The sequence below is a fragment of the Halogeometricum sp. S1BR25-6 genome (assembly GCF_031624495.1).
Classification (GTDB): Archaea; Halobacteriota; Halobacteria; order Halobacteriales; family Haloferacaceae; genus Halogeometricum; species Halogeometricum salsisoli.
Genome location: NZ_JAMQOP010000001.1, coordinates 586728 through 599964, shown reverse-complemented (window position 1 = coordinate 599964; position 13237 = coordinate 586728). Strand labels below are relative to the sequence as shown.

The 13237-nt window shown below is 67.7% G+C and carries 17 protein-coding genes; 12 read left to right on the top strand and 5 right to left on the bottom strand.

All coding sequences use genetic code 11. The annotated features are described in order from the left end of the window. Positions 1-12: 12 nt before the first annotated feature. Positions 13-396, top strand: a complete 384-nt coding sequence (locus NDI76_RS03170) for a VanZ family protein (protein ID WP_310922570.1) — start codon at positions 13-15, stop codon at positions 394-396. A gap of 95 nt (positions 397-491) precedes the next feature. On the opposite strand, the gene NDI76_RS03165 is transcribed toward NDI76_RS03170, so the two are convergent. Continuing rightward, the gene (locus NDI76_RS03165; RefSeq protein ID WP_310922569.1) at positions 492-947 is read right to left on the bottom strand and encodes a pyridoxamine 5'-phosphate oxidase family protein; all 456 of its coding nucleotides are present in this window, start codon (positions 945-947) and stop codon (positions 492-494) included. Between the two features lie 138 nt (positions 948-1085). Here NDI76_RS03165 and nucS point away from each other — a divergent pair, with 138 nt between their 5' ends. From nucS to NDI76_RS03150, 3 genes are all read left to right on the top strand, one after another. Continuing rightward, positions 1086-1823 (top strand): endonuclease NucS, encoded by a 738-nt coding sequence (nucS, locus tag NDI76_RS03160; RefSeq protein ID WP_310922568.1) that lies wholly within the window; start codon positions 1086-1088, stop codon positions 1821-1823. Positions 1824-2039: 216 nt separating this feature from the next. After that, a complete protein-coding gene (locus tag NDI76_RS03155; RefSeq protein WP_310922567.1) occupies positions 2040-2570 on the top strand; it encodes a 50S ribosomal protein L16 in 531 nt (176 codons plus the stop codon). Positions 2571-2644: 74 nt separating this feature from the next. Further along, positions 2645-3508, top strand: a complete 864-nt coding sequence (locus NDI76_RS03150; RefSeq protein WP_310922566.1) for an ATP-grasp domain-containing protein — start codon at positions 2645-2647, stop codon at positions 3506-3508. A gap of 54 nt (positions 3509-3562) precedes the next feature. Here the strand turns inward: NDI76_RS03150 and NDI76_RS03145 are convergent, their stop codons facing one another. Then, positions 3563-3925: an Hsp20/alpha crystallin family protein gene (locus NDI76_RS03145; RefSeq protein WP_310922565.1), complete on the bottom strand. Its 363-nt coding sequence runs from the start codon at positions 3923-3925 to the stop codon at positions 3563-3565. A 268-nt stretch (positions 3926-4193) separates the two neighbouring features. Here NDI76_RS03145 and gap point away from each other — a divergent pair, with 268 nt between their 5' ends. From gap to NDI76_RS03130, 3 genes are all read left to right on the top strand, one after another. Continuing rightward, the gene (gap, locus tag NDI76_RS03140) at positions 4194-5240 is read left to right on the top strand and encodes a type I glyceraldehyde-3-phosphate dehydrogenase (protein WP_310922564.1); all 1047 of its coding nucleotides are present in this window, start codon (positions 4194-4196) and stop codon (positions 5238-5240) included. 73 nt (positions 5241-5313) lie between these two features. Beyond that, positions 5314-6525 carry a phosphoglycerate kinase gene (locus NDI76_RS03135; protein WP_310922563.1) on the top strand — a complete coding sequence of 404 codons (1212 nt, stop codon included), beginning with the start codon at positions 5314-5316 and terminating at the stop codon, positions 6523-6525. Between the two features lie 74 nt (positions 6526-6599). Then, positions 6600-7088, top strand: a complete 489-nt coding sequence (locus NDI76_RS03130) for a metallophosphoesterase family protein (protein WP_310922562.1) — start codon at positions 6600-6602, stop codon at positions 7086-7088. 10 nt (positions 7089-7098) lie between these two features. On the opposite strand, the gene NDI76_RS03125 is transcribed toward NDI76_RS03130, so the two are convergent. After that, on the bottom strand, positions 7099-8184 hold the full coding sequence (locus tag NDI76_RS03125) for a type II glyceraldehyde-3-phosphate dehydrogenase (protein ID WP_310922561.1): 1086 nt from the start codon (positions 8182-8184) through the stop codon (positions 7099-7101). A gap of 190 nt (positions 8185-8374) precedes the next feature. On the opposite strand from NDI76_RS03125, the gene NDI76_RS03120 reads away from it, so the two are divergent. Next, positions 8375-9331, top strand: a complete 957-nt coding sequence (locus NDI76_RS03120) for an aminopeptidase (protein WP_310922560.1) — start codon at positions 8375-8377, stop codon at positions 9329-9331. Between the two features lie 13 nt (positions 9332-9344). On the opposite strand, the gene NDI76_RS03115 is transcribed toward NDI76_RS03120, so the two are convergent. Continuing rightward, positions 9345-9509 (bottom strand): DUF7987 family protein, encoded by a 165-nt coding sequence (locus tag NDI76_RS03115; RefSeq protein WP_310922559.1) that lies wholly within the window; start codon positions 9507-9509, stop codon positions 9345-9347. Between the two features lie 119 nt (positions 9510-9628). Here NDI76_RS03115 and NDI76_RS03110 point away from each other — a divergent pair, with 119 nt between their 5' ends. After that, a complete protein-coding gene (locus tag NDI76_RS03110; RefSeq protein WP_310922558.1) occupies positions 9629-10285 on the top strand; it encodes an HVO_0476 family zinc finger protein in 657 nt (218 codons plus the stop codon). A 120-nt stretch (positions 10286-10405) separates the two neighbouring features. On the opposite strand, the gene NDI76_RS03105 is transcribed toward NDI76_RS03110, so the two are convergent. Next, positions 10406-10882 carry a DUF7344 domain-containing protein gene (locus NDI76_RS03105; RefSeq protein WP_310922557.1) on the bottom strand — a complete coding sequence of 159 codons (477 nt, stop codon included), beginning with the start codon at positions 10880-10882 and terminating at the stop codon, positions 10406-10408. A gap of 226 nt (positions 10883-11108) precedes the next feature. On the opposite strand from NDI76_RS03105, the gene NDI76_RS03100 reads away from it, so the two are divergent. From NDI76_RS03100 to NDI76_RS03090, 3 genes are all read left to right on the top strand, one after another. After that, the gene (locus NDI76_RS03100) at positions 11109-12062 is read left to right on the top strand and encodes a methyltransferase domain-containing protein (RefSeq protein WP_310922555.1); all 954 of its coding nucleotides are present in this window, start codon (positions 11109-11111) and stop codon (positions 12060-12062) included. Positions 12063-12083: 21 nt separating this feature from the next. Continuing rightward, complete coding sequence (locus NDI76_RS03095) at positions 12084-12845, top strand: protein-L-isoaspartate O-methyltransferase family protein (RefSeq protein ID WP_310922554.1); 762 nt, start codon at positions 12084-12086, stop codon at positions 12843-12845. Positions 12846-12917: 72 nt separating this feature from the next. Beyond that, complete coding sequence (locus NDI76_RS03090) at positions 12918-13199, top strand: YgaP family membrane protein (protein ID WP_310922553.1); 282 nt, start codon at positions 12918-12920, stop codon at positions 13197-13199. Positions 13200-13237: the final 38 nt, after the last annotated feature.

The window sequence follows — 13237 nt, the reverse complement described above, 5'->3', positions numbered from 1 at the left end:
ACGAGAGCCTTCATGGTTCCCGAGCGACTCCGCCGCGTCGCCCCCCTCATCGTCTGGAGCCTCTGCGTCGTCGTCGCCTCCGCCGCGACGCCGCCCGGCGACGGACTGGGCGCCGCGGGTCCGCTCGGACTCGGCGTCGACAAGTGGGTCCATCTCGGCGCGTACGCGGTGGCGGCGTACCTCGCGGCGTTCGCCCTCCGCGCGCGGGACGTTCGGCGAGTGGGACTCGCCGCCCTCGTCGCCGTCGCCCTCGGCGGCGGCGTGGAACTCCTGCAGGCGACGCTGCCGGCGCGCCACGCCGGACTCGCGGACGCCGCGGCGAACGCCGTCGGCGCGGGAGTCGGAGCGGCGGCGTACGCCGCCATCAGGCGCTCTCTGGCGAGTCAGCCCGACTGACAGGGGCAACGTTAACGTTCGGACCGTCTGAACCTTCAGACCGCACGGACGGCGCCGGCGCCTCCCGCCGACCGGCGAGGGGCACCGAGGGACGCTTACGGTCGACTGCGGAGGCCCGTCGCCTCGTCTATCTCCAGCACCCACCCGGCGATACCCCGCATCGGTTCCGACTCGGAGAAGAGACTCGGGAACCACGCGTTGTCCTCCATCGCGTCGACCACCGCGTCCCACTCGTCCTCGGCCACGGCTTCGAGGCGTCCCGCGACGACGACGCTCTCCCACGCGTGGCGCCCCGCCACGTCGAACGCCGTCAGCGTCGCGCGGGTCGTCGCCTCGGCGAACGTCTCCTTTCGACTGGTCTCCCCGCGGAGGAACACGAAGTAGAGGTGTTCGCCGTCGTATCCGAACGATATCGGCACCCCGTACGCCTCTCCCTCGTCGGCGAGCGAGAGGACGCCCACGCCGTGTTCCCGCAGGAACTCATCCACCTCGTCGTGGTCCATCGGGTCGCCCTGGAGCGGTTCGAACTCGTCCGTGTCTCTCACGACCATGTCTCCTACTACGACTTGTGTCGGCAAATATTGTGGCCTTTCTCGGGCGGGAGGTCGGCGACTCGGCCGTTGGCGTCCACAACGCGCCGTCGACGCGCGCTTTTTACGCGACGGCGGCGAAGGGCGGACGTAGTTTCGATGACGGTCACGACGCTCCACCGCCCGACGCACCGCGACGCCCTCGCCCTCTTGGAGGAGGCGTTCGGCGACGGGCGTATGGTGACGATGTTCGGGCGCTGTACGGTCGAGTACGACGGCCGCGCGGAGTCGAGTCTCGGACCGGGCGACCGACTCGTCGTCTGCAAACCCGACGGGACCATCCTCGTCCACACCGACGAGCAGCGCAAGCCGGTGAACTGGCAGCCGCCGGGGTGTACCCACCGCGCGAGCGTCCGCGACGGTCGGTTACGAGTCAGAAGCGAGCGTTCGACGCCGACGGAGCGCCTCGACGTGCGGTTCGAACGGCTCGAACAGGTGTCGGCCTACGAGGTGACAGACCGGAGCGACCTGCGTCTCACCGGGAGCGAGGAGGACCTGCGACAGCGGATTCTGGACGACCCCGCCTTGGTCGAGGAGGGGTTCGTCCCGCGGGCGACCGAACGCGAGACGGCGGCGGGACCGGTGGACGTGTTCGGCGAGGACGCCGAGGGGCGTCCCCTCGTCGTGGAGTTGAAGCGGCGGCGGGTCGGCCCCTCCGCCGCCAGCCAACTCCGGCGCTACGTGGAGGCCGTCGACGCCGAGTTCCCCGACGAGGGCGTGCGCGGGATACTCGTCGCGCCGTCGGTCACCGACCGGACACAGGAGTTGCTGGACGAGAAGGGTCTGTCGTTCGTCGCCGTCGACCCCGTGGCGACGGACGGGGACGAAGAGGCCTGAGCGGCTTCGAGCAGGCGGCGGATCTCGGGGACGAAGTAGCGCGTCGGCGGGTCCACCTCGTTTTCCAAGACGAGAATCGTGCGTGACCCACGTCGGCGCGCGAGGAGAATCCGTCGGTGACGGGGGTTCCGAGTGCGAACGGAGCACACGGCCGTCGAGGCGGTCGATGTTCGAAGCGCTTTTAGGCCGCATGACCGTTCTTCCGCACAAGTAACCATGGCAGACAAGCCCGCCTCGATGTACCGCAACATCGACAAGCCGTCGTACACCCGACGCGAGTACATCACCGGTATTCCCGGCTCGAAGATCGCACAGCACAACATGGGCAACCTGCAGACGGGCCCCCAGGACTACCCCGTGCAGATCAGCCTCCGTCTCGAGGAGGACTGTCAGGTCCGCCACGGGTCGCTCGAATCGGCGCGTCTGTCCGCCAACCGCGTGATGCTCAAGCAGGTCGGACAGGAGAACTACAAGATGGTGCTCCGCAAGTTCCCCCACCAGGTCCTGCGCGAGAACAAGCAGGCGACCGGGGCGGGCGCGGACCGCGTCTCCGACGGAATGCGCCAGTCGTTCGGAAAGGTCGTCGGAACCGCCGCGCGCATCCACAAGAACGAACGCGTCTTCACCATCTACTGTAGCGTCGAGGACGCGGCCATCGCGAAGGACGCACTCCGACGCGCCTACAACAAGATGTCGCCGCCCTGCCGCATCGACGTGGAGAAGGGCGAAGAACTGCTCGTCTCGTAACTCGGCGCGCACCTTCGATTCCGAACAGCCGAGACCCGGCCACTTTTACTTTCGTCGCGCCGATTCCGTAGCAGATGCTCCGACTGGCGGTGACGACGGACAGCGAGACGTTCGAGCGGATGCGGGACCCGCTGGCGGCGCGCGAAATCGCCGTCGAACACCTGCCGGCGAAGGAGCGGTCGATTCGGCTGACCGGGGCGGGCGAGTCGTTCGACGTCGGCTTCGTCTACCCGACGCGGCTGATGGAGGGCGGCGCGCTGGACGCGCGCGCGCCGATGCCGTGGGTGAACGGACGCGAGGCGGTGCTCACCTCGCGGAACAAGGGCGGCGTCGTCGCGGAACTGGCGCGCGCGGGACTCCCCGTTCCTGAGACGCGCATGCTGTCGAACCCGGTGGACGAGGACGTCGTCCTCGACGCCGTCGCGGACCTCTCGTTCCCCCTCGTCGTCAAACCCAACTCCGCGACGCGCGGCGTCGGCGTCGCCAAGGTGGCCGACGCGGACTCGCTGCTCGGCGTCGTCGACTACCTGAACCTCGTCCACGACTTCCGGTCGACGGGCGACAAATCCTACCTGATTCAGGAGTTCGTCGCCGACGCGCGCGACTACCGCGTGATGGTCGTCGACGGCGAGGTGGTCGGCGGCGTCGAGCGCAGACTCCCGGAGTCATTGGGCGAGGGGCGCTGGAAGCACAACGTCCACCGGGGCGCGGCGGCGACGGCGGTTGACGTCCCCGACGAGCACCGCGACCTGGCCGAGTCGGTGGCCGAGACGCTCGGAATCGACTACCTCGGCGTCGACTTGCTCGTCTCCCCTGACCGGACGCTCGTTTCGGAGACGAACGCCCGGCCGACGATAGACCACGAGAAGTACGACGAGGACTTCTGGGACCGACTGGCGGCGTTGATACGGCGGACGGCGGGGCGGACCGAGCGGTAGGAGCCTCGACGGAGCGTGTGAAAATCCGAGTCGAATCGCGTCGAGCGGTCGCCGCTACTCGACGTCGATGGCTGCGGAGTCCTCTGCCTTCTGGAATGTGACCTGGAGGACGCCGTTCTTGAACGACGCCGACGCGGAGTGTTCGTCCACGCGAACGGGGAGACGAATCCGTTCGTCGTACTCGCGCCGGTCGCTCGCTGCGCTCACAGTGAGCGTCTCGCCGTCGCACTTCAGGTCGATGGCGTCCTTCTCCACTCCGGGTAAATCCGCGACGAGTCGAACCTCCTCGCCCTCATCGTAGACGTCGATGTGGGTCTCGGAGGCGAATCCGGTGGTGTCCCCACCGGTCATCTCGCTCATCATCCGTTCGATCTCGTCGAAGATGTTGTCGAACGGATCGTCGCGCTCATCTCTCATGCAAGAGTTCGTTGGTGTGTTCTCATCAAAAGCCTTCTCCCCCCGGCGGCGGCGCGCGGGCAATCGGGTGCGCGTCGAATCGCCCGTTGCACGATGATGAGCGTTACTGTTCGTCTCTGCGCACGTAGACGTGCGTCGTCGCGCGGTGACCTCAATCATCGTTCAGGCGGAAACGATAGTTGCGAAGAGTGACGACACCGATTTCGGGCATCTTCGTCGCTGACGGGAGACACAGGGATTCAAGTATCTCGCCCGCCGATACTCGGATATGAGTGAAAAGTCGAACTTCGGCTCGGCTGAAGACGCGGACGACGTCGTTCGCGTCGGACTGAACGGGTTCGGTCGCATCGGGCGGAACGTGTTCCGCGCAGTGATGGAGAACCCGAGCGTCGAACTCGTCGGCGTCAACGACGTGATGGACTTCGAGGACATGGAGTACCTCGCGAAGTACGACACCGTCATGGGTCGGCTGGACGACGTCTCGCTCGACGGCGAGAAACTCGTCGCCGGCGATAGCTCCGTTCCCCTCTACAACGTCCAGAGCCCCGCCGAACTGCCGTGGGACGAACTCGACGTCGACGTGGCGCTCGAGTGTACGGGGATCTTCCGCACGAAGGAAGACGCCTCCGCGCACCTCGAGGCGGGCGCCGACAAGGTGCTCATCTCCGCGCCGCCGAAGGGCGACGACCCGATCAAACAGATCGTCTACGGCGTCAACCACGACGAGTACGACGGCGAGGACGTCGTCTCGAACGCCTCCTGTACGACGAACTCCGTCACGCCGGTCGCGAAGGTACTCGACGAGGAGTTCGGCATCGACTCGGGCCTCCTGACGACGGTCCACGCCTACACCGGGTCCCAGAACCTCATCGACGGCCCCAAATCGAAGAAGCGCCGCGGCCGCGCCGCCGCCGAGAACATCGTCCCCACGTCGACGGGCGCCGCGCAAGCCGCCACTCAGATTCTGCCGCAGTTGGAGGGGAAACTCGACGGGATGGCGATGCGCGTCCCCGTGCCGAACGGCTCCATCACCGAACTCGTCGTCTCCCTCGACGAGGCGCCCTCCGTCGAGGAGATAAACGATGCCTTCCGCGACGCCGCCGACTCCGGCCCCCTCGCGGGCGTCCTCGGCTACACCGACGACGAAGTCGTCTCCTCGGACATCGTCGGCCTGCCGTTCTCCTCGACGGTCGACCTCCAGTCGACCAACATGGTCAACGACGGCGGTCTGTACAAGATTCTCACCTGGTACGACAACGAGTACGGCTTCTCGAACCGGATGCTCGACGTGGCGCAGTTCGTCACCTACGAGTGAACGTCCGGTCCGACTCGCGGTCCACTCACCACTAAGTAACCGCTCTCCGTCTTTCGACGACACACGCACACCCATGTCCACGTTCAAGACTCTCGACGACCTCGACTCCGACCAGCGCGTCCTCGTCCGCCTCGACCTGAACTCGCCCGTCGAAGACGGCGAGGTGCAGGACAACCGACGCTTCGAGCGCCACGCCCAGACCGTCCGCGAACTCGCCGAAGCGGGCCACCGCGTCGTCCTGATGGCCCACCAGGGCCGCCCCGGCGACGACGACTTCGTCTCGCTCGACCAGCACGCCGACATCCTCGCCGAACACGTCGGCCGCGACGTGGCGTTCGTCGCCGACACGTACGGCGACGAGGCGACGGAGGCCATCGAGTCGCTGGAGTCCGGGGAGATACTCCTCTTGGAGAACACCCGGATGTGCGAGGACGAACTGCCGGAAGAGCACCCCGACGACAAGGCCAAGACGGAGTTCGTCCAGACGCTCGCACCGCTGTTCGACGCCTACGTCAACGACGCCTACTCGGCGGCGCACCGCTCGCACGCCTCGCTCGTCGGCTTCCCCCTCGAACTGCCCGCCTACGCCGGGCGCGTGATGGAAACGGAGTACGAGGCCAACTCCTCGATAGCGACGCGGGAGTTCGACGGACAGGTGACGATGGTCGTCGGCGGGACGAAGGCGACGGACGTCATCGACGTGATGAACAACCTCGGCGAGACGGTGGACCAGTTCCTGCTGGGCGGCATCGCGGGCGAACTGTTCCTTCGCGCCGCCGGCCACGACGTGGGCTTCGACGTCGGCGAGATGGACCTCTTCGACGACCAGTGGGAGGAGAACCACGAGACCATCGAATCCCTGATAGACGAACGCGGCGACCAGATTTCCCTCGCGGTTGACCTCGCCTACGAGGACGAGGACGACGAACGCGCCGAGATATCGGTCGAAGACATCGACGAGAAGGACAAGGGATACCTCGACGTCGGGTCGGACACCGTCGCCGAGTACGACCCCGTTATTCGAGATTCGGAGGCCGTCTTCGTGAAGGGCGCGCTGGGACTGTTCGAGGACGAACGGTTCTCGAACGGCACGGTGGGCGTTCTCGAAGCCATCTCCGAGACGGACTGCTTCTCCGTTGTCGGCGGCGGCGACACCTCCCGCGCCATCGAGATGTACGGACTCGACGAGGACGACTTCGGCCACGTCTCCATCGCCGGCGGCGCCTACATCCGCGCGCTGACGGGCGCCTCGCTGGTCGGCGTCGAGATGCTCGAACAGAACTGAGACGGTCGGACCTGCGACGAACCGGCGTCTCCGACGCGCCAACTTTCTTGCGCGCGTCCGCCGAACACGGGGCCATGAGAGTGGGAATCTGTTCGGACACGCACGACAATCTGGACCTCGCGCGCGGCGCCGTCGAGACGTTCGAGGACGCCGGCGTCGAAACCGTGCTTCACTGCGGCGACGTCGTCTCACCGTTCACGGCGAACGTCTTCGATTCCGGTTTCGAGTTCCACGCCGTCCGCGGTAACAACGACGGCGAGTGGAACCTGCAATCGGTAATCGAGTCGTTCGGCACCTACCACGGCGACTGCGCGACGTTCGAGTTCGACGGCGCGTCGGTGGCGCTGTACCACGGGACGAACGAGACGCTGGTCGACGGACTCGTCGACGCGGGGACGTACGACTACGTCTTCCGGGGACACACGCACCAGCGGACCTACGAGGAGCGAGGCGACACCGTCCACGTCAACCCCGGCGGACTCCCGATTCCCGGCGCCGACGACACCTATCACGTCGCGCTGTTAGACACCGAGGAGGAAGAGGTGGCGTTCTACGAGGTGTGAGTCTCGGTCCTCAGTCGTCCGCGAGTTCCGTCCCGGGGACGCGGTCCGAGCGGTCCTCGCCACCGAACCCCGAGGGGTCGCCCGTGATGCCGACGCCGAGGTACTCGTCGGTCGTCGCCACGCTCTCGGCTTTGCTCGCCGACTCGGTCATCGCGCGGATGGCGTCGACGTTCTCGGGGATGACGTCGGACTCCTGGTGGATGGCCTGGAACAAGTAGAGGTCGCGGCCCTCGACGGCGATGGACTCCCCCCAGACGCAGTTCTCCCAGAGGTCGCCGCGGGGGCGGCCGGCGTCGTGCGCGAAGTCCTTCAGTTTGCCCGCGCCGTCGATACCCATCCCCTCGGAGATGACGAAGACGCGCGACTCCGCTTCGAGGAGTTGGCGGACGTGCGCCGCCGTCACGTCGTCCTCCAGGGTGACGTTGAGGCTGTGGACGTGCATCAGCGTCGCCGGCACCTTCAGACCTAGCGTGTCTATCTTCAGATCGGGGAAGATGGTCCGCACGTCGGGGCCGTGGTGACTCGGGATGTCGATCGGGTCCGGGAGGATGTCGTTGATGGGACCACGGGAGTTCTGACCCGGGTCGCCGCCCCGGCGGACGAGCGTCGCGCGCACCTTCTCGACGCCGTACTCCTCTTCGAGGGGGGCGACGATCCGCGAGAGGCCGGTCGTGTTGCAGGAGACCGCGCGGACGTAATCCGCGCCGAGAGCGTCGTCGTAGTTCGCGCGGGCGACGAAACTCACGTCGCCGATGTCGGCGTCCTCGCCGCCCTGGAAGACGGCGGGCGTGTCGTGCGACTCGTAGAGGGCCTTGTTATCCGCGCCGATTCCCGACGGCGTGCAGTCGACGACGACGTCGGCGTCGGCGACCATCTCGTCGACGGCGCCCTCGGCGTCGATACCCGCCTCGGCGAACAGCGGCATCCGCTCGGGGATCGCGGCGTACATCGAGTATCCTCGCTGAACGGCGGTGTGAGCCTCGAAGTTCGGTTGGGTCTTCGCCACACCCACGAGTTCCATATCCGGTTGTGCGTCGACGGCGTCGGCCACGCGTTTGCCGATCGTGCCGTAGCCGTTGACACCCACTCGTATCATCGGTGAGGTGTCGACGGCCGAGGACAATAGTTATTTCGGGGATTTTTTGGGAGAAATTAACTCCGCGGCGAGTAACGCGGAGGATTCGTACGAGCGCGAGTTACTCCTCGCGGGTTCGTCAACTCGGTCGGTACCGCGAGACGGGGGTCGGATGGGAACGACTAACCGGCCGGCCGACCCAGTTCGCTGCATGACGGACGACGAGTTGCGCGACGCCGCGGAGACGGCAATCGGCCAGTGCATGGCCATCGGAGCGGACGAATCCTGCGTCGTCGTCACCGACGACGAGCGCATCGATATCGGCGAAGCGCTCTACGACGCCGCCTCGGACGTGACCGACGACGCGACGCTCCTGCGCTACCCGCCGGGGAATCAGCACGGCGAGGAACCGCCCACTGCCGTCGCCGCCGCAATGGCCGCGGCGGACGTGTTCCTCGCGCCGACGACGAAGAGCCTGAGTCACACCCGCGCCCGCAGCGACGCCTGCGAGAGCGGCGCGCGCGGCGCGACGCTACCCGGTATCACCGAAGACGTGTTCCTCGCCGGGTTGGACGCCGACTACGACGCCATCTCCCGGCACTGTCTGGACGTGCTCGAACAGGTGACGGAGGCCAGCGTCGTCCGCGTCGAGACGCCCTCGGGCACCGACATCACCTTCGAACCCGGCGCGCGGGAGTGGCGCGCCGACACCGGTATCGTCCACGAGGCGGGCGGGTTCTCGAACCTCCCGGCGGGCGAGGTGTTCGTCTCCCCCGAGAACGCGAACGGCACCTACGTCGTCGACGGAACGATGATGCCGCACGGCCTGCTTGAGGGGGGTCAACAGCTCCGATTCGACGTGGAGGACGGCTACGTGACCGACATCTCCGACGACAGCGTGCGCGAACAGGTCGAGGCGGGCGCGGAAGAGGTCGGCCGCGACGCCTACAACCTCGCCGAACTCGGCATCGGCACGAACGTCGGCGTCGACCACCTCGTCGGCTCGGTGCTCTTAGACGAGAAGGCGGCCGGCACGGTGCACGTCGCCATCGGCGACGACGCCGGCATCGGCGGCGACACCGAGGCGCCCCTCCATCTGGACGGCATCATCAAGGACCCGACAGTCTATGCAGATGGGGAGGAAGTGGAACTCCCAAGCGCCGAGTAGTCGGCGACCCGAACTACCGACTTCGCACCTCGTTCACCAGCGTCGGTACCACCACGCCGACGCCGAGCAGGATTCCCAACAGTATCCACGAGCTATCGGTGAACTGCCCCGCGAGGAGCCACAACAGGAGGGAGAGGACGACGAACGCGGCGGTGACTTTCGTATCGGGAGCGACCATATCCGTCGATCGTCGGCCGTAGCTGTCAAACTACCGTCCCGTTCGGCCGTGACAGAGAACCCGTCTCACGGGAGCGGCGGAAGCGCGGATTTTTACGGCGTGACGGGATAACGGGCCGTATGAGCAACACGCAGGACCGCATCGCGGTCGACTGTCCCTCCTGTTCGCCCGCGGAGGAGACGGTGCACGAGGTGCTGAAACCGGGCGGCCACGCCACGGTTCGCTGTACGGAGTGCAGTCACGTCCACAAAGTGCGGGTCGAAGAGGAGACGGAAGTCGAGCGGAAGGTCGTCATCTCGCAGGACGGCGAGTCGTTCACCACGATGGTGGACGCATCGCCGACCGAGACCGTCGCCGCCGGCGAGGAGTTCATCGTCGACACTCCCGAGGCCATCATGCTCGTGCGCATCACGGGCATCGAAGTCGGCCCGGAGCAACGCGTCGACGAGGCCACCGTCGAGGACGCCGAGACCATCTGGACCCGCGCCGTCGACAACGTCTCGGTGAACGTCACGGTCAACCCGAAGGAGGGGACGGGCTACCGCGAGAACACGCGGAGTTTCAAGGTGAACGTTCCCGGCGACTACGAGTTCACCGTCGGCGAGACGGAGTCGTTCGGCGACGAGGAGTTCCTCGTGAAGGCCCTCCACGTCCGCGACGACGCGCCGGAGTACCGCCACGGGAAACTCGACCACGACGGCGACATGGTGTACGCGAAGGACGTCAACCGCCTGTACGGCACCGACAAGACCACCTCGGCGTGGTCGGCCTGGTGACCGTGACCGAACGGGTCCGGTAGCGGCGGCCGACGCCGACGCTCAAGGGGTTTGAGCGGCCCACCGGATACCGACCGGTGCGGCGGCCGTCGGAGACGAACGTCGACCCGGCTAGCGCGGTTAGCGAGCGTCGCCGACGTCGCGTCCGTCGACTCGGTCCGGGTCGACCGTCAGGTCGGACTCGGCGCCGAGTCCGTCGTCGAGGAACGGTTCCAGGGCCGCGAGGAGGGGTTTCGGTTCGACCGTTCGCGTCGCGTGGTCGTAGGTGACGAGTCCGTGGTCCGCGAGCATCGGCAGGTGCGAGTGGTGAAGCGCCACGCGTACCCGCTCTCCGATTTCGCCGACGGCCGTCGACTCGCTGTCGTCGTGCTTGACGGCCGCGACGAACGCGGCGAGCGTCGAGAGCGGCGTCGGGGTGTCCGTTCCCTCGGCGAGGAGGAAACGGATAACCGCGCGACGACGACTGTCTTGGAGGACGTGGAACGCGTCGTCGCGCGAGATGCGCGCACGCCGGGCCGAGCGGTCGCCGTCGGTTCGGGTCGCGGAGGTGTGAGTGTCGTACGCCGAGTCGTGTGCGGAGGTTTCTCGGGCACCCATCGTGAGAGCAAGATACCGCCAGTGATGTATTAACTATCCCGTACGTTCCGTTGGGTAACGATTTGGAACGAGTTCGACGAACCCGGTCGCTGTCTGCCGATTTCGGGCGTGAAACGGTCCGAAACAGTTCTCTACTAAAGAATGTTATGGCCACGCTTCGACGGGTCACCGAGCGAAATCGGGGCGGAGCGGAGTCGCTTTCACCCGCCCTCCCGTCGGGAAACGTATGCCGACGCGAGACCGGTCGTCGCTCGATTGGGAGGAACTGTTCGTGCTGTGGGCCGCCCGGCGGAGCGGCGTCCTGGGGGCGCTCCTCGACACCGCAGGAACGGCCGAGTCGGCGGCCGCCGAGGCCGGCGTGGCCGAACCCGCCGCGCGCGCCCTCGTCGAGTCGCTCGCGGACCTCGGCTACCTCCGCCGGGTCGGCGGCGAGTACGAGATAACGAACCGCGCCCTCGGCTTCCTCGCCAAGCGCGACGTGCGCTCCATCGGCCGCCTGCCGCACGCGTTGGACCTGTTCGACTACTGGACCGCCCTCCCCGAGACGATGCGGACGGGCGAGGCGCCCGACCCGCCCGCGGAGTGGACGCGGAACCGACTGGGGGCGCACGCCGCGACGGACGAGGCGCGGGTGCGGGCGCGCGTCACCGCCGCCGTCCGCGAGGCGCCCGCGGCGGACCGCGTCCTCGACGTCTGCGGCGCCTCGGGCGCGTACGCGACGGAATTCGCCGCCCGCGGGTTCGAGACGACGCTCGTCGACGAACCGGCCGCCGTCGACGCCGCGGCGCCGATGCTCGCCCACCGGGACGTTCGGACCGTCGCGGCCGGCGTGCCCGGCGCGGCCGACTTCGAGGCCGGCGGGCCGTTCGACCTCGCGTTCGCGGCGGAGGCGACGAGCCGGTTCGACCCCGCGGAGAACCGGACGCTCCTGTCGGCCGCGTTCGACGCCCTCGAACCGGGCGGGACGCTCGTCGTCGTGGACGCCTTACGCGACGGGTCGCCCGCGGCCGTCCGAGCGCGGGTCCGCGCGCTGGGCGTCGGCCGCGGCGACGCCTACCCCGAGGAGACGTACCGCTCGTGGCTCGATGCGGCCGGGTTCGTCGACACGACGGTGCGCCCGGTACCCGGCGACGACCGCTCGGCCGTCGTCGCGCGCCGCCCCGAGCGTGCGGTTGATTAGTGCGGGATTCCGAGAGGAGGTATGGACCCCGCGGTACTGCGAGAAGACATGGTCGACGGCCTCGAACACGGGATGGACGTGGCCGAGTCCGTCGCCCTCGCCATGCGAACCGTCCCGCGACACGAGTTCGTCGAGAACGCCCCGTATCAGAACCGCGACGGCGACTACGAGGGCTCGACGGTCCTCTCGCCGGCGAACGTCGCCCGACTCCTCTCGGCGCTCTCGGCGGACCCCGACGAGGACGTGCTCGTCGTCGGCGCGGGGGTCGGCTACACCGCCGCGCTGCTGGCCGAAATCGTCGGCGAGACGCACGTTCACGCCGTCGACATCGACCGCACGCTCGTTTACGCGGCCCGCTCGAACCTCCAGTCCGCGGACGCCTCGGCCGTCCTCGTCGACTGCCGCGACGGCGCCGAGGGACTCCCCGAGTACGCGCCGTTCGACCGCATTCTGGTCGAGGCGGCTGCCATCGGCCCGCCGGAGCGCCTCGTCTCGCAACTGGCGCCCGACGGTCGACTCGTCTTCCCGATGGGCGGCCCCAAACAGACGCTCGTGAGCGTCGACGACGCGGGCGAGGTGGTGGAAAAGCACGGTCCGGTCGCCCTCGAACCCCTCCTCGTCGAGGGCGAACAGCGGAGCGGCCTCGCCCGCAACCGGACGGCCCGTGAGGACGCCGAACTCGACAGCGACGAGACGGGCTACTTCGCGCCGACCGGGTGGGAGCAGGAGTGGATCGACTGGGACGAGCGGCTGAGCGGACGACGGCGACGATACGAGCGATAGCTCGATTCTCCGGTTTCGGGAAACAGCGGCGTCCGTTATGCGCTCGCGCGGCGTAGGGAACCACGAGGAAAAATGCAGAAGAACGTCGGTGGCTACGACCGCATCGCTCGACTCGTCGTCGGACCGCTCCTCGTCGTCTTCGGTGCTGCGGCGTTCGGCGGGGTGATCACCGTCGCGGCCGGGACGCTCGGTCTCGCCCTCGCGGGAATCGCCCTCGTCGTCGGTTCCGTCCTCGCGGTGACGGGCATCACGCAGAAGTGCCCGCTCAACCGCGCACTCGGAATCGACACGTACCGCGGTGAGGCGAAGACGGACGCGGAGACCCCCGGCCGGGACGCCGGCCGGCCGAGCTAACTCGATTTTTCGTCGGTTTCGTCGTCGGTCGCGCGGAA